The organism is Brevundimonas vesicularis NBRC 12165 (assembly GCF_001592205.1).
Classification (GTDB): domain Bacteria; phylum Pseudomonadota; class Alphaproteobacteria; order Caulobacterales; family Caulobacteraceae; genus Brevundimonas; species Brevundimonas vesicularis.
Genome location: NZ_BCWM01000009.1, coordinates 49,799 through 68,605, shown reverse-complemented (window position 1 = coordinate 68,605; position 18,807 = coordinate 49,799). Strand labels below are relative to the sequence as shown.

16 protein-coding genes and 1 tRNA gene are annotated in these 18,807 nt (G+C 67.4%); 7 read left to right on the top strand and 10 right to left on the bottom strand.

The features are described 5' to 3' along the window. Positions 1-18: 18 nt before the first annotated feature. Positions 19-1,326: a cation:proton antiporter gene (locus BVE01S_RS08720; protein WP_066626578.1), complete on the top strand. Its 1,308-nt coding sequence runs from the start codon at positions 19-21 to the stop codon at positions 1,324-1,326. Between the two features lie 66 nt (positions 1,327-1,392). On the opposite strand, the gene BVE01S_RS08715 is transcribed toward BVE01S_RS08720, so the two are convergent. Next, complete coding sequence (locus BVE01S_RS08715) at positions 1,393-3,249, bottom strand: glycoside hydrolase family 9 protein (protein ID WP_218015924.1); 1,857 nt, start codon at positions 3,247-3,249, stop codon at positions 1,393-1,395. 192 nt (positions 3,250-3,441) lie between these two features. Between BVE01S_RS08715 and BVE01S_RS08710 the strand changes: the two genes are divergently transcribed. Then, complete coding sequence (locus BVE01S_RS08710; RefSeq protein WP_084375358.1) at positions 3,442-4,704, top strand: MFS transporter; 1,263 nt, start codon at positions 3,442-3,444, stop codon at positions 4,702-4,704. Between the two features lie 54 nt (positions 4,705-4,758). On the opposite strand, the gene BVE01S_RS08705 is transcribed toward BVE01S_RS08710, so the two are convergent. Genes BVE01S_RS08705 through BVE01S_RS08690 form a run of 4 tightly spaced genes read right to left on the bottom strand, consistent with a single transcriptional unit; the run spans position 4,759 to position 9,564 of the window. After that, positions 4,759-5,691 (bottom strand): glycosyltransferase family 2 protein, encoded by a 933-nt coding sequence (locus BVE01S_RS08705; protein WP_066626575.1) that lies wholly within the window; start codon positions 5,689-5,691, stop codon positions 4,759-4,761. A 2-nt stretch (positions 5,692-5,693) separates the two neighbouring features. Then, positions 5,694-6,626 carry a glycosyltransferase family 2 protein gene (locus BVE01S_RS08700; protein ID WP_066626574.1) on the bottom strand — a complete coding sequence of 311 codons (933 nt, stop codon included), beginning with the start codon at positions 6,624-6,626 and terminating at the stop codon, positions 5,694-5,696. Then, complete coding sequence (locus BVE01S_RS08695; protein ID WP_066626573.1) at positions 6,623-8,068, bottom strand: oligosaccharide flippase family protein; 1,446 nt, start codon at positions 8,066-8,068, stop codon at positions 6,623-6,625. Before BVE01S_RS08695 ends, BVE01S_RS08700 begins: the two co-directional genes overlap by 4 nt. An 11-nt stretch (positions 8,069-8,079) precedes the next feature. Continuing rightward, positions 8,080-9,564 (bottom strand): exopolysaccharide biosynthesis polyprenyl glycosylphosphotransferase, encoded by a 1,485-nt coding sequence (locus BVE01S_RS08690; protein WP_066626571.1) that lies wholly within the window; start codon positions 9,562-9,564, stop codon positions 8,080-8,082. A gap of 139 nt (positions 9,565-9,703) precedes the next feature. Between BVE01S_RS08690 and BVE01S_RS08685 the strand changes: the two genes are divergently transcribed. Then, positions 9,704-9,795: transfer RNA gene (locus BVE01S_RS08685), tRNA-Ser, on the top strand. A gap of 97 nt (positions 9,796-9,892) precedes the next feature. On the opposite strand, the gene BVE01S_RS08680 is transcribed toward BVE01S_RS08685, so the two are convergent. Continuing rightward, entirely contained in the window at positions 9,893-10,618 is a 726-nt protein-coding gene (locus BVE01S_RS08680; protein ID WP_244878372.1) for a fatty acid desaturase, read from the bottom strand. A gap of 122 nt (positions 10,619-10,740) precedes the next feature. Between BVE01S_RS08680 and crtY the strand changes: the two genes are divergently transcribed. From crtY to BVE01S_RS08665, 3 genes are read left to right on the top strand one after another with little or no spacing between them, the layout of a single operon-like run. Continuing rightward, on the top strand, positions 10,741-11,865 hold the full coding sequence (gene crtY / locus BVE01S_RS08675) for a lycopene beta-cyclase CrtY (protein WP_240612102.1): 1,125 nt from the start codon (positions 10,741-10,743) through the stop codon (positions 11,863-11,865). Further along, positions 11,865-13,346 carry a phytoene desaturase gene (locus tag BVE01S_RS08670; protein WP_066626566.1) on the top strand — a complete coding sequence of 494 codons (1,482 nt, stop codon included), beginning with the start codon at positions 11,865-11,867 and terminating at the stop codon, positions 13,344-13,346. The genes crtY and BVE01S_RS08670 overlap by 1 nt, the downstream gene beginning before the upstream one ends. After that, the gene (locus BVE01S_RS08665; RefSeq protein WP_066626564.1) at positions 13,343-14,275 is read left to right on the top strand and encodes a phytoene/squalene synthase family protein; all 933 of its coding nucleotides are present in this window, start codon (positions 13,343-13,345) and stop codon (positions 14,273-14,275) included. The genes BVE01S_RS08670 and BVE01S_RS08665 overlap by 4 nt, the downstream gene beginning before the upstream one ends. A gap of 3 nt (positions 14,276-14,278) precedes the next feature. Here the strand turns inward: BVE01S_RS08665 and BVE01S_RS08660 are convergent, their stop codons facing one another. Genes BVE01S_RS08660 through BVE01S_RS08650 form a run of 3 tightly spaced genes read right to left on the bottom strand, consistent with a single transcriptional unit; the run spans position 14,279 to position 17,146 of the window. Then, positions 14,279-15,346: an ABC transporter permease gene (locus tag BVE01S_RS08660; protein WP_066626563.1), complete on the bottom strand. Its 1,068-nt coding sequence runs from the start codon at positions 15,344-15,346 to the stop codon at positions 14,279-14,281. After that, positions 15,343-16,311, bottom strand: coding sequence for an ABC transporter ATP-binding protein (locus BVE01S_RS08655; RefSeq protein ID WP_167544750.1), 969 nt, complete (start codon positions 16,309-16,311; stop codon positions 15,343-15,345). The genes BVE01S_RS08660 and BVE01S_RS08655 overlap by 4 nt, the downstream gene beginning before the upstream one ends. Then, positions 16,250-17,146 carry a polyprenyl synthetase family protein gene (locus tag BVE01S_RS08650; RefSeq protein WP_066626558.1) on the bottom strand — a complete coding sequence of 299 codons (897 nt, stop codon included), beginning with the start codon at positions 17,144-17,146 and terminating at the stop codon, positions 16,250-16,252. The genes BVE01S_RS08655 and BVE01S_RS08650 overlap by 62 nt, the downstream gene beginning before the upstream one ends. Before the next feature lie 109 nt (positions 17,147-17,255). On the opposite strand from BVE01S_RS08650, the gene fni reads away from it, so the two are divergent. Next, positions 17,256-18,299: a type 2 isopentenyl-diphosphate Delta-isomerase gene (fni, locus tag BVE01S_RS08645; RefSeq protein ID WP_066626721.1), complete on the top strand. Its 1,044-nt coding sequence runs from the start codon at positions 17,256-17,258 to the stop codon at positions 18,297-18,299. Here the strand turns inward: fni and BVE01S_RS08640 are convergent. After that, the gene (locus tag BVE01S_RS08640) at positions 18,266-18,751 is read right to left on the bottom strand and encodes a sterol desaturase family protein (RefSeq protein ID WP_066626552.1); all 486 of its coding nucleotides are present in this window, start codon (positions 18,749-18,751) and stop codon (positions 18,266-18,268) included. The genes fni and BVE01S_RS08640 overlap by 34 nt on opposite strands. Positions 18,752-18,807 lie beyond the last annotated feature (56 nt).

The following is an 18,807-nucleotide window of genomic DNA, read 5'->3' as shown; positions in this document are numbered from 1 at the left end:
CAAGGGGGAACCGGCCGCATGACCAATGCTGAACTGAGCGTGGCCTTCTTCCTGCAGATGGCGACCATCATCGCCGCCTGCCGCCTCGTGGGTTGGCTGGCCAAACGCTACCTCGGCCAACCGCAGGTGGTGGGCGAGATGATCGCCGGAGTGGTCCTCGGGCCATCGCTGTTTGGCCTGTTGGCGCCCGATCTTCAGGCGGCCCTGTTCCCCAAGGAGTCGCGGTCGATCCTGTTCGTCGGCGCCCAGTTGGGCGTTGGCCTCTACATGTTCCTGGTCGGGCTTGGCTTCCGTCGCGACCACTTCAGGGCCAATGCGAAGAGCGCCGCCGCCGTGTCGCTGGCCGGCATGGCCGCGCCCTTCCTGGTCGCCGCCGCCATTGCGCCCTGGCTGGTCGCTGAGGGTTTGTTCGGGCAGGGCATCCAGACCTGGCAGGCCATGCTGTTCATGGGCGCGGCCATCTCGATCACGGCCTTTCCCATGCTGGCGCGCATCATCCATGAGCGGGGGCTCAGCGGCACGCGGCTGGGTTCGCTGTCCCTGGCGGCGGGCGCCATCGACGACGCCGGCGCCTGGTGCGTCTTGGCCATCGTTTTGGCCAGCTTCGGCGCCGGGCCGATGGTGGCGGTGACGGCCATCGCGGGGGGCGGCGCCTTCGCCCTGTTCATGCTGACGCTGGGGCCGAAGCTGCTGGCGCCGCTGGGCCGAATCGTCGAGCGGGAGGGGCGGCTAAGCCCGACCGTGCTGGGCATCGTGCTGATCCTGTTCATGCTCAGCGCCTGGGCCATGGACGCAGTCGGCATCCATGCTGTCTTCGGCGGGTTCATCCTGGGCGTCGCCATGCCGCGCGGTCTCTTGAGCGACGAGGTCAAGCGTCAGCTGGAGCCGTTTGCCGTGCTGGTGCTGCTGCCGATGTTCTTCACCTTCTCGGGGCTGAACACCCAGCTGACCATGGTCAACAGCCTGGGGCTGCTGGCCGTCACCGTCGTCATCCTGCTGGGCTCCATCCTGGCCAAGGGCGGGGCCTGCTGGGCGGCCGCGCGCCTGACGGGTCAGGACAACGCCACGGCCATGGGCATCGGCGCTCTGATGAACGCGCGCGGTCTGATGGAGCTGATCATCATCAACATCGGCCTGCAAAAAGGCGTCATCGGCCCGGCCCTGTTCTCCATCCTGGTGCTGATGGCCATCATCACCACCCTGATGGCCTCACCCCTGTTCGAGTGGCTTTACGGCCGGAAAGCGAGGGCGCGGGGCGAGCTGGGGCAGGTCAACGAGGCCGATCACGATCTGGCCCAGGCGTCCATTTTGGCGCCCAAGGCCTGAAGACCGAACGCCCGCCACGGAATCGGGCCGGGCGGCTCGGCGCCTCGATCTAGGCCATCGATCCCGTCAGTGATCGTCGATGAAGGCGGCGACCCAGACCAGGGGCGCGTTCCAGTTGATGGCCACTTCGTTCAGGGCATAGGCGTTGATGTCGTCGGCCCAGCATGTCTGGGCCGCGCACTTGCCGACCAGGGTCTTGGCCACGTCGTCGATCATGGCCTGATTGTTCGGCCCGCCCGACAGGGCGCCCGCCGGGGGCAGAGGATAGGCCGGGTCGGCCTGATGCGCCCAAAAGCGATGGTGCGGGTTCTGGACCGGACGATCACCGTAGCCGGTCACATAGGACCGATCCATGGGATTGCGGCCCAGAACATAATCTAGGGACCAGATCACCGCGTTGCGGAAGTTCCAGTCGCCAGTGTAGTCGAAGGCGGAACCTAGGATCACCGCCCGGCTCATCAAGGCGCCGTTCGAACCCCATTCGTATTTCTCGCCCGCGACCGGCAGGCCGTAGCCCTGACCATAGCCGGCATCGACGTATGCGCGGGCGGCCGCCACGATATTGGCGCGCACGGTGACCAGATCCTCTGGCGGCAGAACGTCCGGCACAGTCGCCAGCGTCAGCGATCCCAGCGACGCCGTCCAGGAAAAGCCCGGATCGCCAGTCGCGCTTTTGCCCGACAGCGGTCCGCCCAGATAGTAGGGCGAGGTCTTCAGCGCGGTCAGATAGGCCGGATTGCGCGTGGTGGCCAAAAGCTCGGCCGTGGCCCAATAGAATTCGTCCGAGAAGTCGTTGTCGCCATAGGCGCCGCCGCCGGCGAAATTCTCTCCGGCCCGAACGTCGCGATTGCGCAGCGCCGCGCGGAAAGCGCGCTGCGACGCCGTCAGACACTGGCGCGCGAACGCCGGGTCGATGTCACGCCAGATCCGCGCGCATTGGGCGCCGACCGCGGCGAGATTGAGCGTCGCGGCTGTGCTGGGCGGATAGAGAAGGCGCGGCTGGGGATCGTCCGCCGGGGCCATCGGCAGGCCCGTCCACTGCGCATCATGCACCTTGTGATGGACCATGCCGCCGGCGTCGATCTCGGTCAGGGTTAGCGGCTGACCCGGCGCCTGGGCGCCGACCGGGACCTTCAGCTTCACGCCGTCGGCAATCTGCATCTTCAGCAGGAACTCGATCTCGTAACGCGCCTCGTCCAGCAGATCGTTGACGCCGTTTCCGGCCTCGGGAATGTCGACCTTGCCGTCCGCGAAGGCGCTTGCGCGGGGGCCGCTCTTGGTCATGGCGCGTTCATAGGCGTTCAACAACATCCAGATCGAGATGCCGCCGTTCACGACATATTTTCCGTGGTCGCCGGCGTCATACCAGCCGCCAGTGACGTCTAGCGTATAGTCGCATCCGGGCCAGACCACGCCGGCCGTATCCGCGCCCGAGAAACAGGCCGCGACCTCGTGCGCGTGCCCGGCCGCGCGCGCCAGATCCGGCCGCGCGACATGATCCGCGAGGATCGGCACGCCCGCCCGGTTCTGATAAAAATAGGCCAGGGCGTCGTACTTCAGCCGGGCGTGAGGATGCTGTTGGATCGAGAAGGGGCGGCTTTCGTGCGATCCCACGATCAGGCGGTAGCCTTCGCCGTCGGTCTGCAACGACTGAAAGTCGACCGTGTGGACGCTCTGCCCAGAGGCGGCGTCCTGGCCGAAGACTTTTGACGCGCCTTGGGCGACGACGGCGCCGGAGAGATCGACGATCCGCCAGGGCAGGGGCCGCGCAGCGTGATCTTCAACCGTCGCCGTCTTTGGGCCTTGAGTCTCGAACCCGACCTGGCTCATGCGGACCGCAACGGCCGCAGGCTCCGCGTGGGCGGCGCCGAATGCGGCTGTTAGGGCCAAGACTGCTACGGTCGTCACCAATCTCTTGTTCACCCTAACCTCCCTCACGGCTTCGTTGGTTCTTAGACGGCGCAGTTTGCGAAGACGTGCGCTTCGCTCTAGAACAGAAGTATCTGACAGCGTTGTCAAGAAAGGCTTTGGACGCCTTCGTCTATCCCTACCCAGGCCGAAGGATTGCGCTGGAACGCACTTCGGTGGTCGTGTCATAGAGGCGTAGGTCGTTCGATGGAGGAGGGCGAAGTTTCAAGTTTTTCCCATCCCCGCCGTACACGACTGATCGTTGCAGCGTACTTGGTGCTGTTTCTGGCCGCCTTCATTGGCTTGGCGCCCCTTTTCCAGATCATCGCCCCGCTTCATGCGGCTGGGCTGGATACGGATTCCAAAACGGAAATCCTGAGCCGTGCGATGTTCTGGGGCGCCATTACGGCTGCTGGCGCCAACGTCGTCATGGGGACCATCAGCGATCGAACCACATCACGGTTCGGGCGTCGAAGGCCTTGGATTGCGTTGGGCGCGCTCCTAACGGTTCTGAGCTATGTGGGGATATGGCGGTCGTCGACGCCGGCTGAGTTCGTCTGGGCCTTGATCGGCTTTCAGCTGGCTTTCAACGTTCTGGTGGCGCCGCTTTCAGCGGTGTTCGCAGATCGCGTGCCGATCGCCTTGAGAAGCACCGTTTCTGCGATGCTGGGACTGTCTTATCCGCTCGCCGTGGCGCTGGGGTCCAGCCTGATGGCGCTCGGTCCTCAATATGAGCCCGGACGATTAGCGCTCCTTGCCGGCATTCTTCTTGCCGCAGCCCTTATCTTCTTGATCGTTTACGACGAGCCGCGCTCCTTTGAGCGATCAGAGACGGCGCCGTCTTCTGTTCCCAGCGGGATAGGCGCGTTCCTCGCGCCATTCAGATCACGAAACTTCGTCGTGGTCTGGACCGGCCGCCTTTTCATCGCAACAGGTTATGCCCTGGTCAGCATGTATCTGCTGTACTTCCTCACGGATGCGGTCGGATGGCCCGGCCGCTCTCCCGAAAGAGCGCATGCCTTTTTGACGGGGATCGCATTTGTGGGCGTCATGGTCGTCGCCGGGGCCGTTGCCCTGTTCGGGCGGCGCATGATTTGGCGACAGCCCCTCGCGCTGACGGGAGCGCTGTTGCTTTGTGCAGCGACCTCCATTTTGGCGATCGCACCATCCTGGACAACGGCGGTGTTCGCCCTCGCGGTCTATGGCTTGGGCCAGGGCGCCTATGGGGCCGTGGAGATGGGGTTGATGGCGGATGCTCTACCCACCCAGCACAATCGCGGGAGAGACATGGGCTTGAACAATCTGGCTGTCGCCTTGCCTCAGGCGATGGCACCGGTCGCCGCTTTCATTCTCCAGCGTTCGGGCGCCGATGTGCGAGGCCTCTATGTCGCAGCGGCGGCGTGTTTTGCGGTTTCCTTTGTTGTGATGAGCCTATTTCGAACAGGTCGAGCGTCGCAGAGCACAAACTAGCGCTTTGACATCTATTTCAAGGCCGATCTGTCGCGCGGCCTTTTCAAGATGAAGTCAGACGTCCGACCGCGACAGCATCGCCGCACCGTAGAGTTTCGGCTCGAACCCCTTGGTCCAGAAGAGCTTGCCGAGACCGCGTGCGCAGCGGTCGTAGACGTTTGCGCGGTCAGGACGCCGCAGGATCGCACAAAGGACGGACGCGGCGCCCCAGACGCCGGTCTGGGCCACACCGACCAGCATCCATTTGATGACGCCGGGCCAGTCGCGGCGGTCCGCGGCCATCTGGGTCGGGCTCTGGCCATAGGCGAAGGCGCGGGTCAGGGCGTATTTCAGGGTGGCGCGGTGGGGCGGAGCGAACTCGTCCGCCCAGGCTTCGGCGGCCCAGCCGAACCGGCCGCCGCGCGCCGACAGGGCGGTGAACAGCCGGTCGTCCTCGCCGCCGGTTTCGTTCATGGCGACATCGAAGGGGGCGTCGCCGGGCAGGGCGGTTGCGCGCACCATCAAACTGTTGCCGCAGCCGTGGATGTCGTCGGTCAGGCCGGTCTCGCGTGGGCCGTCGCGGCCGAAGAACCGCTCCAGATAGGCGGTGGTCCAACCGGTGTTAGCCGGCACCCGCCCGCGAATGGGGCCGAAGACCACATCGGCGCCGGTCTGCGTTTGGGCGCTCAGCAGGGCGGCGAGCCAGCCGGGAGAAGCGGCTTCGTCGTCGTCCAGAAAGGCGATCAGGGGCGCGTCGGTGGCGGACAGGCCGATGTTGCGCGCCGTCGCCACGCCGGGGGTGGGGGCGTGGGCATAGGTCAGGGGCACGGGCGCCTCGGCGCGCAGCCGCGCGATCAGGGCGGCGGCGGAGCCTTGCGGGTCGTTGTCGGCGACGACGATGGCGGCGACGCGATGCAGCGATCCGGTCTGGGCGAAGACGGAGCGCATAGCTCGCTCCAGACTGTCTGGGCGGCGCAGGGTCGGGATGATGACGGCGACGTCGCGCATGGTCAGACGGCGTCCGCATAGACGGCGGCGCGGTAGAGCCTGAGCGCGAAGGCGCGGGCCTTGACCGGCAGGGCCGTCGTCAAGGCGGCCTGTTTCATCAGGCGACGCGCCAGAGGCAGGGCGGGCAGGCGTTTCAGGGCGCGCGCGGCCTTGTAGCTGGGATAGGTCTGGACGATGGCGGGGTGCAGGGCGACGACGCGGGCGAAGTTGTCGGCGCCCTGATCGAACTTGCGCACCAGATCCTCGACCGTGTCCAGGCCCATATGGGTGGCGGGATTGTCGATATGGACGACGGGAAAGCGGCGCGAGACACGCATGGCCCACTCCACGTCCTCCCAGCCCCAGCCACTGAAACCGGGATCGAAGGATTCGGCGGCGAACACGTCGCGGCGCACCAAGAGGTTGGAGGTGTAGACGTATTTTTCGGGCGTCAGGGCGCGCTGGGACGCGGGCAGGCATTCCGAGGCGCCCGACAGGGCGCGGTGGACGGTGAACCGCGCGTTGGTCGGGGCCTGATCCAGCGAGAAGCCGCCGAAGGCGACGGCAGGCGCGTCCTCAGTCGTTAGCCGCAGCCAGTTTTGCAGGAAGACGGGCGTATCAGGCCGCATGTCGCTGTCGAGGAACAGATAGGCCTCGCCCCGAGCGGCGGTGGTCAGGCGGTTGCGGCCCCTGGCGCGGCCCTCGTTGGCCGCCAGGGTGATCAGGCGGACGGGCAGATGCAGGGCGTCGATGGTCGCCTGAAGCCGGGTCGTCAGATCAGCGTCGGCGGTGCCATCGTCCAGCAGGATCAGCTCGACCGCGCCGGACAGGGCGGCGGCCTCGCTGTCCAGTTGACGCAGCAGTTCTTGCGGATCGTCGCGCAGGAAGGGGATCAAGACCGAGATCGTTGGCGTCTCCCGAGACCAGGCGACGCTATCGTGGATATGGGCGCTCATGCCGTCACGCTCCCGCGCGCGCGGATCTGGCGCAGCAGCACGTCACGCACCCCGACGGCGTTCAGCGTCAGGGCGACGACCGCATAGACGAGACCACCCACACCGGCATTCAGCATCAGCTCCAAAAAACCGCCCAGCGGCGGCAGTAACCAGACGACCCCGGCCATGGCGGCGGAGGCGATCCCGCAACGGATCAGCGCCTCCCACGGCATCGGCAGGGCGATGGCGCGGCGGCTCAGCAGGATGCAGGCGATCAGGCCGATGGCGAAGCTGGCGGCGGTCGAGACGGCCGCGCCCGTCACACCCATGCGGGGGATCAGCACCAGGTTCAGGGCGACGTTGCAAAGGGCCGGAATCGCCATCGTCACCAGCAGCAGGCCGGTCTTCTTTCCGAGCGTGAAGCCGAAGCCGAAGTAATAGGCGATCATCCCAGACAGGAAGGACGAGGCGGCGATCCACGGCGTCACCAGCGCAGCGGCGGCGCGCAGATCCTGGCCGATCATCAGCTCCGCCAGCGGTCGCGCGACCAGCGACAGGCCCACGGCGGCGGGCAGGCCGATCAGGATCAGGGTCGAACCCTGCTCGATGGCCGTCTGACGCAGCGCCTCGCGCCCGCCGCGCTCCAGCGCCATCACCATGGCCGGCGCCCCGGCCGCGCCCAGCCAGATGAAGATGACGTCCAGCGTCCGGTTCGCCAGGCTGTAGCTGGCGTGATAGGCGCCGACCGCCGCCGCATCCATGAAGGCCGCCAGCAGAAACCGATCCGTCGACGCCAGCACCAGCGCCAAGGTCAGCGAGGCCGCGATGGGATAGCCGTAGAGGGCATAGGCCTTCAGCCGCGTGCGATCCACCGCGCCGCCGCTGGTCTGACGCAACTCGCCCGGCAGGATGAAGGGCAGGGCGAACAGGGGGGCGATGGCCAGGCCCAGCAGGGGGGAGGCCGCGCCGGCGCCGGCCAAGGCGAACCCGGCGCCGACCAGAAAGCCGAGGATGGCGACGCCGATGTCCACGGCGGCGGATTTCGATACCTCGCCCGCCGCCCGATACCGCTCCTGCGCCAGCTTCGCGAGGTTGCGCACGGGCGCGCCGGCCAGGCCGAAGGCGACGGCTATTTTGAACGCGGGCGTCAGCGGCGCCAGCCACACGATCAGGGCTGCGATCGGGGTGAACACGGCGATGATGGTGAAGGACGTGCGGTACAGACTGGCGAAATGGGTCGCCATTCCCTCAGGCGTGCGCTCGGCCGCCCAGAAGCGCGCCATCGACGCTTCCAGCCAGGTGAAGGTCACAGTGTGGGCCAGGGTCGTCACCGAAAACGCCAGGGCGTAATGGCCGAAGTCGTCGGTGCTGAGAAGGCGCGTGAAGACGAAGATGGTCAGGAAACCGACCAAGCCCTGGACGATCTGGGCCGGCAGATAGCCCCAGACGCCGCGCCAGAACATGCGCTTCTCGCTCAACGCACGGCCGCCCGGTCGCCCAGTAGGACGGGGATGGTGACGGCGATGACCCACAGGTCCAGCCAGAAGGACTGGCGCTCGATATATTCGATGTCCAGCTGGACGCGTTCGCGCACCTGGGCCTCGGTATCGACCGGTCCGCGCGAGCCCTTGATGGCGGCCCAGCCGGTCATGCCGGGCTTGATGCGGTGGCGATGGGCGTATTCGGCGACCAGCAGGGCGGATTCGGTCTCGCCGGTCTTCATTCCGATGGCGTGGGGGCGGGGGCCGACGAGGGACATCTCGCCGGACAGGACGTTGAAGATCTGCGGCAGTTCATCCAGGCTGGTGGCGCGGATAAAGCGGCCGACACGGGTCACGCGGTCGTCGTCGGCGCAGACTTGGCGGCTTGCGGTCGCATCGGCGGCGGCGTGGCGCATGGAGCGGAACTTCCACACGACAATGGTCTCGTGATTGAAGCCATGACGGCGCTGGCGGAAGAAGACGGGGCCGGGACTATCCAGCCGCACGGCCAGAGCCACCAGGGCCATGATGGGCGCAGCGACGACCAGGGCTGCGGCGCCAATCACCAGGTCCTGCATCCGCTTGTTGAAGGCGCGGCGGTCCGGGTTGGCAGGACCATCCAGAGGCGCGAGCGGCGCATTGGCCAGCCTGTTCAGCAGTCCATCGCGACCCAGTTCTGAATCAACCAGGACCGTCAGCGGATTGGGCAGGGCGTTCAAGGTCTGCGTCAGGTCGCGCACGCGCTGGCCGGCCTCGGGATCTATAGCCAGCACTATCCGGTCGACATAGGGCGTCAGCCGGTGGGTCAACAGAGCCTTGGCAGTCCCCAGCACCGGCACGCCGGCCAAGCTGTCCGGCGATCTGGCCAAGCGGTCGTCGAACACGCCCAGCACATTCATGTCGCGCCGCTCCAGCGCCTGTTCGATCAGACGTCGCGCGTTTCGGGTCGCGCCGACGATGACGATGTTCGGCGAGAGCACGCCCAGTCGACGCCACCGCGCAATGACGACCAGCCACAGGCCGTGCAACAGCGCCAAGGCGGCCGTCGTCGTCAGCGCCCAGGGCGCGATGACGTCCAGCGCCGGCCGGTCCATCAGCCAACCCAGCACCAACGCGACTCCTGCCGAGACGACGCCCACGCCTACCACGCCTGCCATGTGCAGAGGCCAGGGCGTGTCGCGCCCGAATCGATAAAGCTGAAGCGCGCGCATCAGCACGAGCACCAAAACGGCGCCGACGACCACGGGCGCGGCGTCGCCGACCGTGATCGAGGCCAAGCCCGTCGGCTGGATCGCCAGGACCGCGCCGAACGCCAGGCCGCAAACCATCAGCACGTCGATCAGCCGGAAATAGTGCGCAGACAACCGCACGGACGATCGCTCGCGCGCATTCAGCCAGATCTCCGGGCGGAACGGCCCGCGCGACGGCCGGCTCTTCAGCGGCGTGTCGGCGGCGAGACTGGCGGGACGGTCGAGCAACAGGCGATCCAGCAGCTATCCGGGGGGGCGAATGATGGCCGCGATACTGCCGCTTCGGCCTCTATGTCGCGTTAACGTGGACGCTTTCTCTCGAACCGGATTGCGCGACGCATCAGCCTCCGCTATCGACGCCCTCACAGGAGACGTGGCCGAGTGGCTGAAGGCAACGGTTTGCTAAATCGTCGTACCCCGTAAGGGGTACCGAGGGTTCGAATCCCTCCGTCTCCGCCATTCCTCTCAGAATTTTGGCTGATCAGCAGCCGCGACGGGTCGGCGGGGCAGAGGCTTCGTGCATCATGTCGCCGTTGAAAACGACCACCGGGGACGCCTAGCTGAACAAACTCCACCAGGGCTTCCAGGGGGTCAGATGGTGTTCGTGGTGGCGGCCGAAGTGGAAGCAGGTGAGCAACGACAGGACCGGGCCGAAGGGGCTGGTGCGGGCGTTGTGGTGGTCGGGGAAAGCGTCGTCGGTATGCCTGTGAGGCAGCCAGGTTCCGAATGTGAAAAGCTGTAGCGCCGATAGCAGGGCGGGCGCGGCCCAAAAGGCCAGAAGATTGGGCACGCGGGCGCCGAGGATCAGCACCGCAACGGCCACGAGCACCGTCAGAACGGCCAGTTCTCGCCAGCCGAAATAGGTGCGGAAAAAGCCGTAGAACCAGGGCAGGAAAGCGCGCGGGGCGTCGGCGTGAAAGTCGGGATCGTCCGCCGTACCAGGCGCAGCGTGATGGGCGTGGTGTGCGATCTTCAAAGGCGCGAACCGAAATCCGGCGTAGAGGGCCAGCGCCAGGCTGCCGATCGCCGTGTTCAGCCGTGGGCGTCCCGGGGCCAGCGAGCCGTGCATGGCGTCGTGGGCGACGATGAACAGGCCGACGGATAGCCAGGTCTGGACGGCGACGATCAGCGGAACGGTCAGGATGCTCCAGATCGTCCAGCGATGAAAATAGACGCCGTAGATGTGCAGGGTCAGCCAGACCGCGGCGATCAGGCCAGCCAGCGTCAGGCCGATCAGGGCCTGGTTCGGGACGACCCGTGACATTGGCGTGACGGCGAACATGGCGCGACACTTAGCGCATCGCGGCCCCGTAAGCATCCTGTTCGCTTGCCGCATGCGTCGTCGCGTGCCACCTGTCTGGAATGCAGGTCGACGCCTCTGAAACTTCCGCGCCGGACCTTGTGATGGTCGGCGGCGGCCTGGCCAATGGCCTGCTGGCGCTGCGGCTGTCGCAGCTGCGGCCCGATCTGGACGTGCGGATCGTCGAGGCGGCGCAGACCCTGGGCGGGGTCCACACCTGGTCTTTCTTCGACAGCGACCTGACGCAGGCGCAGCGCGACTGGATCGCGCCCTTGGTCGTGCATCGCTGGCCGGGATACAGCGTCCGTTTTCCCCAGTTCAAGCGCGCGCTGTCGACGCCCTATTGCAGCGTCACGGCCGAACGGTTCGCGGCGGTGGTCGAGGCGGCCTTGCCCGGAAAGGTCATGCTGGGCGCGCCGGTCGCCTCGGTGTCGCCGACCGAAGCGGTGCTGGCCGATGGACGGCGTCTGAGCGCCAAGGCGGTGATCGATGGGCGCGGGCCGACCGCGACGCCGGATCTGGCGCTGGGTTTCCAGAAATTCGTCGGGCTGGAGGTTCGGCTTGCAGCGCCGCACGGCCTGACAACACCCATCGTCATGGACGCCTGCGTCGATCAGGCCGGGGGCTACCGGTTTCTTTACACCCTGCCGTTCGATGATCGCACGCTGCTGATCGAGGATACGCGCTACACCGACGGCGATGCGCTGGATCGCGCGGCGTTCCGGCAGGGCGTGCTGGATTACGCCCGCGCGCAGGGCTGGGAGATCGAGACGATCTTCCGCGAAGAGGACGGCGTCCTGCCCGTGGCGCTTGATGGGGACATCGGCGCGCATTTGTCGCGAATGGGGCCGACAGCGCTCAGCGGTCTGCGCGCCGGGCTGTTTCACCCGACCACCGGCTATTCGCTGCCTGACGCGGTGCGCCTGGCCGACCGGTTGGTGCGGGATTTCGAGCCGGCGACCGTCGCCGAAGACATCCGCCGCCATGCGCATGACGTATGGGCCGGACGAGGCTTTTATCGGTTGCTGAACCGGATGCTATTCCGTGCGGCGCGGCCCGATGAGCGATACAAGGTGCTGGAGCGGTTCTATCGTCTACCCCAGCCTTTGGTCGAACGCTTCTACGCTGCGGGACCCACACTCGCCGACAAGGCGCGGATCCTGAGCGGAAAACCCCCGGTGCCGATCGGCGCCGCACTGACCTGTCTGGTCGAAAGAGGACGTGCGTGATGCGGGCTGCTGTAATCGGATCGGGCTTCGGGGGCTTGTCGCTGGCCATACGGCTGCAGTCGGCGGGCATTCAGACCACGGTGTTCGAGGCCCGCGATCTGGAGGGCGGCCGGGCCTATGTGTTCAAGGACAAGGGCTATACCTTCGACGCCGGTCCCACTGTCATCACCGACCCGTCGGCGCTGGAGGAACTGTTCGAGGCCAGTGGGCGCAAGCTGTCGGACTATGTCGAACTGTTGCCGGTCGCGCCCTTCTATCGGCTGTGCTGGGAAGACGGCGACGTCTTCGACTACGTCAACGATCAGGACGAGCTGGACCGCCAGATCGTGGCGCGCAATCCGGCCGACAAGGAAGGCTATCGCAGGTTCCTGGCCTATTCGCAGGACCTGCTGAAGGAAGGCTATCTGAAGCTGGGGGCCGTGCCGTTCCTGGACTTCGCCAGCATGGTCAAGGCGGCGCCGGAGCTGATGCGGCTTCAGGCCTGGCGGTCGGTCTATGACAAGGTCGCCAGCTATATTCAGGACGAGCACCTGCGCCAGGCGTTCAGCTTTCACTCCCTGCTGGTCGGCGGCAATCCGTTCGCGACCTCGTCGATTTATGCGCTGATCCATGCGCTGGAGCGGCGCTGGGGCGTGTGGTTCCCGCGCGGTGGCACTGGCGCCCTGATCCAGGCCATGGTGCGTCTGCTCAAGGATCTGGGCGGGGAAGTTCGGCTGAACAGCCCGGCCGAGCGCATCACCATGGCGAACGGTCGTGCGACCGGCGTGGTGGTGAACGGCGAGACGTTGGCCTTCGACATGGTCGCCTCCAACGCCGACGTGGTTCACACCTATCAGCGCCTGTTGGGTCAGGAGCCGCGCGGTCAAAAGGAGGGCGCCAAGCTGGCGTCGCGGCGTCACTCCATGTCGCTGTTCGTCATCTATTTCGGCCTGAAACGCGTCCACCCGGAGGTGCGCCACCACACGGTGCTGTTCGGGCCGCGCTATCGCGAGCTGATCGCCGAAATCTTCAAGGGGCCGGACCTGCCCGATGACTTCTCGCTGTATCTGCACGCGCCGACGCGGACCGATCCATCACTGGCGCCGGAAGGCTGCGACGCCTTCTATGTGCTGGCGCCCGTGCCGCATCTGGCCTCGGCCGACATCGACTGGGAGGTCGAGGGGCCGCGCTATCGCGACCGGATCCTGGCCTATCTGGAAGAACGCTACATCCCCGGTTTGACGGCGGACCTGGATACCTGCCGCATCTTCACGCCGGTCGATTTCCGCGACCAGCTGAACGCGCACCAGGGTTCGGCCTTCTCGCTGGAGCCCATCCTGACCCAGAGCGCCTGGTTCCGGGTGCATAACCGCGACGACCAGATCCCCAACCTCTATTTCGTGGGCGCCGGCACCCATCCCGGCGCGGGCGTGCCAGGCGTAGTCGGATCGGCCAAGGCCACCGCCGCCCTGATGATCGAGGACGCGAGGCAGCCGGCATGACTGACGCCGTCCTGGATCACAGCCGCCAGTCGATGGAGCAGGGGTCCAAGAGCTTCGCCGCCGCTGCGCGCCTTTTTCCGGCGGCGATCCGGGATGACGCCTGGATGTTGTATTCCTGGTGCCGGCACTGCGACGACGAGATCGACGGACAGGTGTTGGGCCACGGCGCGGTTGGTATCGATCCGGTGCTGGCCGGCGAGAAACTAGACGAACTGCGTTTGCGCACCGCCGCCGCCCTGGCCGGTGAGCCGCAGACGGACCCGGTCTTCACCGCCTTCCAACGCGTGGCCATGCGTCATGGCATTCCGGCTGACGAAGCGATGGACCTGTTGCAGGGGTTCGAGATGGACGTGGTCGGCCGGCGTTACGATACGTTGGAGGACACGCTGGACTATGCCTATCACGTCGCCGGCGTCGTCGGGGTGATGATGGCGCGGATCATGGGGGTGGACGATGCGCCGACCTTGCGACGCGCTCAAGATTTGGGGCTCGCGTTCCAGCTGACGAACATCGCTCGCGACGTGGTCGAGGATGCTAAGGGTGGACGGGTCTATCTGCCCGGTGCCTGGCTGGACGAGGCGGGCGTGCCGCGCGATCAGGTCGATCAGCCCCAGCACCGCGCCGCCGTGGCGCGCACGGCCCAGCGCCTGGTCGCGGCGGCCGAACCCTTCTACGCCTCGGCCCGGTGGGGTTTGCGCGATCTGAACCCGCGCTCGGCCTGGGCCATCGCTACGGCGCGCGGCGTCTATCGTTCGATCGGCCGCCATGTGTCGCGCGCCGGCGTGAGCGCCTGGGACGGACGGACGTCGGTCGACAAGGCGGGCAAGCTGATGCTGTTGGGGCGGGGTGGTCTGATCGCCCTGTGGTGCAAGACGCTGGACGCTTGGCGCGAGCCGCCGCCGCGCCCGGCGCTGTGGACCCACGTCTGACGATCAGCGAGCCGCGCGCCGCCTCTCCAACATCAGGGCGACCACGAGACCCCCTGCGCCAAGACCGGCCATGACCGCCCAGGCTGCGATGACGGTCGAGGTGAACTCGCCGCGCCAGATCACGGCCTGATAGGCCTCGATGGCCCAGGCGTGGGGCGTAATCCAGCCGAGATCGCGGAAGGCCTCGGGCATCAAAAAGCGCGGCGCCATCGATCCCCCCAGAGCGGCCAGAAGCAGGACGACGAAGGTCGTCAACGGCTGGGCCTGTTCGCGCGATCGACACGCTGCTGTCAGAGCCAGGGCCAGACCGGCGGCGCAGGAGCCGACCGCAAAGGCGGTGACCGCCGTCGCCGCCATCTGCCAGGGGGCCAGGTCAGGCAACTTGACCCAGGCGGCGACGAAGACAGCCGCCGACTGCATCAGGCCCACAGCAGTCAGCCAGACGGCCCGCCCGCCAAGGATGGGCGCAAGGCCGCCGCGCGCCAGGGCCAGGCGTGACTGAAGACCGGATCGCCGCTCGTCAAGCCCGCCCATGGCCCCGTGCATGGCGGCGAAGAAGACGAACATGACGCTGACCGCGCCCGCATAATAGGTCGCCTGCACATCACCCTGGGGACCGATCTGCAGGGTTTGAACGCGCGGTGCGGGTCGTGCGCCCTGACCCGACAGCGCGGCGGCCATCGGCTCCAGCCGCGCCTGAAGCGCCGACGCCGCCACATCCCTGCCGGCGGCGGAAAAGATCACCAGCTTCGGCGGTCCCTGCGTCGAGGGACGGATCAGTATGCCCGCGTCAGCGCGACCGTCGATGACGGCGCGGTCGAAGGCCTCGCGATCGTCGACGACACGAAGACGATCGCCTATGTCCTTCGACACCGCCTCGCGGATCGCTGCCGTCGCGGGCGTGCGCGACGCGTCGTGCAGCACGACGGTGGTGTCGATGTCGCCGCGCGCGCCCGCGCCGAAGATCGCTGCGAACAGCAGATAGACCAGGGGTGGCAACAGTAGGGTCAGGATCACGCCGGCGCGGTCGCGCCAAAACCCTCTCGCCCAGGCGCCCGCCACCGCCATCATGACGGCGTCTGCGACAGCTGTGCGACCAGATCGTCCAGGCCGGGGCGGCGCACGGCGACCTCGCCATCCTCGCCATCGACGACGGCGGCCAGCATCTGGGCGATGGCCAGCGCGTCATCGCAAAGCCGCCGCCACTCCAGCCCGTCCTCGGACGCGGTCAGCCCCGCCTGGGCGAACCATTGGGCGGCGGGATCCGACGCGGGTCGGGTCAGGCGAATGCTGAGCAGCCGGGCTGAGCCGAACGCGCGATGAAGCAGGGCGTTCGGGGCGCCTTCCGCCAGAAGTCGCCCTTGGGCCAGGACACCGATCCGGTCGGCCGTATCGGCGACGAAGATGGCGTCATGGCTGATCAGCAGACAGCCGGCGCCCGCCTTTGCGGTTTCGCTCAGGGCGACGGACAGGACGCTTCGGGTCGCCGCATCCACCCCTTCCGTCGGTTCGTCGGCGATCAGCAGGCGCGGTTGTCCGACCAGGGCGGCGCTGAGGTTGGCGCGCCGCTTCCAGCCGCCGGACAGGGTGCGCACCGGCTGGTCCGCGCGCGGGCCGCAGCCGGTCAGGTCGAGCGCGCGGTTCACGGCGGCGCCGCGATCTCGCTTGGGCACGCCGCATAGCCGCGCCGTCACATCGACGTTCTCGCGCGGCGACAGGGCCGGGAATAGGGCGCTGTCCTGCGGCGCAAACCCGATGCGGCCGCGTGGTCCGCCGCCTTCGCCCAGGACGACACGCCCGCGCTGCGCGGGCAGCAGACCCGAGGCGACACGCGCCACCGTGGACTTGCCCGCGCCGTTCGCCCCGAGCAGGGCATAGACCTCGCCCACAGCGATGCTCAGGCTGAAGTCACGCAGCACGGGTCGGCCGTCGTAGCCCGCATTGATCCCGCTCAGCGACAAGGCCGGCGTGACCTCAGACCCCAAGTTCGGCCTGCTGGAATAGGTCCAGAACGTAGAGGGCCAGGGGGCTGTCATGGCCAACCGCCTCGACCGCCTTGGCCAAGGATTGCCGCACCGCCGCGCGAGTCCGGCATTCGCCCCACAGATCGACGAAGGTGGTGGTGTCGTCGTCCTGACCCACGTCCTTGCCGACCGCATCGACGGTCGAACAGACATCCAGCAGATCGTCGCAGAGCTGGAAGGCGAAGCCGATCGCCTCGCCGAAAATCGACAGCCGCGCCAGATCCTGCGCATCGCCGCCGCCGAGCAGACCGCCGCCGCGCACGGTGGCCACGAACAGGGCGCCGGTTTTCAGATCGTTGATCTGGCGCAAGGCGGTTTCGTCGCGATCCCTCGCGTCGTCGCGCAGGTCGCGCATCTGACCCTCGGACAAACCGTCGAATCCGATCGCCTGCGTCAAAAGGTCCAGGGCGGCCAGACGCGTTTCAGCCGGCGCCGGGGTCCGCAGCACCAAACGCGTCGCATGGTTCAACAGGGCCACGGCCGCCAGAACCGCCGTATCCTCGCCGTGGCGACGGTGCAGGGTCGGCTGGCCCCGACGCAACGAGGCGTCGTCCATGCACGGCAGATCGTCCAGAACCAGCGACGCGGCATGAACCATCTCCAGCGCGCAGGCATAGTCCAGGGCGTCTTCCGGATCTCCGCCGACATGCGCCGCCGCCAGCATGGCCAGCACCGGCCGGACCCGCTTTCCCTGTCCCAGCAAGGCCTCGCGGGCCGCTGTGGACAGCAGGCCGCCATGCGCGGGCGCGACCTCGGCCAGGTGCGCCTGAACCTGCAGACGCAGATCGTCGGGGTCGCACGATGCGTCCGCCAGGGGCGGTTGGCGCCGGATGCCGACGATCGCCATACAGATCTCCCATACTCGCCGGCGTCGCGTTGCGACCACGCGCCGAACCTTTATGATGCCATACGGCATCACGACCGCGTCGGATGCAACCCGCCAGGAGCCGTTTGCGATGTCCACCGACGCCGATGCCTTGATCCGGCGCAAGGACGAACACATCGACCACGTGCGGGCCGGGCGAGGCCTCAGCCAGACGACATCGGGTCTCGACGCCGTCCGTTTCGTTCACGACGCCCTGCCGGATATCGATCACGGTGCGATCGATCTGGCGACGCGCTTTCTGGGGCGACCGATCGCCTTGCCGTTCCTGATCAGTTCGATGACCGGCGGGCCGTCGCGGGCCGAGGCGATCAATGCGCGGCTGGCGGAGGCCGCCCAGGCTCTAGGCGTCGTTCTGGCGGTCGGCTCGCAGCGTGTGGCGCTGGAGACGGACGGCGGTTTGGGTCTAGGACTGGATCTGCGACGCCGGGCTCCGGATGCGATGATCCTGGCCAATCTGGGCGCCGTGCAGTTCGCGTTGGGCTATGGTGTGGACGAGGCGCGGCGGGCCATGGAGATGATCGGCGCCGACGCCCTGATCCTGCATCTGAACCCTTTGCAGGAAGGCGTTCAGCCCGAGGGCGATCGCGACTGGCGTGGCGTGGCGCGAGGCATCGAACGGGTCGCGGAGGCTTTCCCGGGCCGTCTGATCGTCAAGGAGACCGGCGCCGGCCTGTCGGGCGCGGTGGCGCGCCGTCTGGCGGACATGGGCGTCGTCGCGCTGGACGTGGCCGGGGCGGGGGGCACCAACTGGGGCCTGATCGAAGGCGCGCGAGCCACGGGCGGTCGGGCGGAAGCGCTGGCCGCGCCCTTCGCCGGCTGGGGCGTACCGACGGCGCGCAGCCTGCTAGATTGCGCCCAGGCCGCGCCGGAACTGGATCTGATCGGGTCGGGCGGCATCCGCGACGGGCTGGATGCGGCGCGCGCGATCCGGCTGGGCGCCTGTCTGGTCGGCCAGGCGGCCGGGGTGCTGGAGGCGGCGCTGACTTCGACCGAGGCGGTGGTCGATCATCTGGATCTGATGGCGGCTCAGCTGAGACTGGCCTGTTTCTGCACCGGGTCGTCGGACCTCGCCGCCCTGGCTCAGGCGCCGTTGCTGGAAGCGCCGCGCTTCTGAGACAGTTCGGCCTTCAGCGCGCGCGCCGACCGCACCCACAGGAAGCCGAACGACACGCAGCCCTCACGCGTCCGCACCGCGTGATGCAGCCGGTGGGCCTGAATGCGCCGCGTCCAGAACCCTGAGCGGCCAGCGATTCCCGTCGGGAACCGGCGATGCACCAGCCCGTCGTGGAAGAAGAAATAGACCAGTCCATAGGCCGTGACGCCCAGGCCGATCGGCAGCGCCCAAGGCCACAGATGCAGGCCCAAGGCGACGAGGATGATGGCCGGGGCGGCGAACACCACGGCGAACAGGTCGTTCTTTTCCAGCACGTCGTCGTGCGGCTCATGGTGGCTACGGTGCCAGGTCCACAGCAGGCCGTGCATGACATAGCGATGCATCGCCCAGGCGAAGACCTCCATCCCCAGGAAGGTGGCGAAGAACAGCAGGATCATCGTCGGCCAAGACATGACCCCATCATAGGCGCTTTACGGACCGCGCGTCACGACTTGACCCGGCGCGACGT